This window comes from Bacillus sp. HY001, assembly GCF_007558965.1.
Taxonomy (GTDB): Bacteria; Bacillota; Bacilli; order Bacillales; family Bacillaceae_G; genus Bacillus_A; species Bacillus_A mobilis.
Genome location: NZ_VLTE01000078.1, coordinates 1 through 396, shown reverse-complemented (window position 1 = coordinate 396; position 396 = coordinate 1). Strand labels below are relative to the sequence as shown.

Annotated in this window: 1 tRNA gene and 2 rRNA genes; all 3 read right to left on the bottom strand. The window is 48.5% G+C overall.

The features are described 5' to 3' along the window. Positions 1–15 precede the first annotated feature (15 nt). Positions 16–92, bottom strand: a tRNA-Met gene (locus tag FOT98_RS26375). A gap of 12 nt (positions 93–104) precedes the next feature. Continuing rightward, positions 105–220, bottom strand: a 5S ribosomal RNA gene (rrf, locus tag FOT98_RS26370). 50 nt (positions 221–270) lie between these two features. Then, positions 271–396: ribosomal RNA gene (locus tag FOT98_RS26365) — 23S ribosomal RNA — on the bottom strand; the annotation flags it as partial.

The following is a 396-nucleotide window of genomic DNA, read 5'->3' as shown; positions in this document are numbered from 1 at the left end:
CACCACGGGACCATTTGGTTGCGGGGACAGGATTTGAACCTGCGACCTTCGGGTTATGAGCCCGACGAGCTACCGTGCTGCTCCACCCCGCGATGATATAAATAGCCTGGCAACGTCCTACTCTCACAGGGACAAGGTCCCAACTACCATCGGCGCTAGAGAGCTTAACTTCCGTGTTCGGTATGGGAACGGGTGTGACCTCTCTGCCATCATTACCAGACTATTGAAGGTATATTCCTTCAAAACTAGATAACATTTGCTTCATATTATATGGTTAAGTCCTCGATCTATTAGTATCCGTCAGCTCCACATGTCACCATGCTTCCACCTCGAACCTATCAACCTGATCATCTTTCAGGGATCTTACTAGCTTACGCTATGGGAAATCTCATCTTG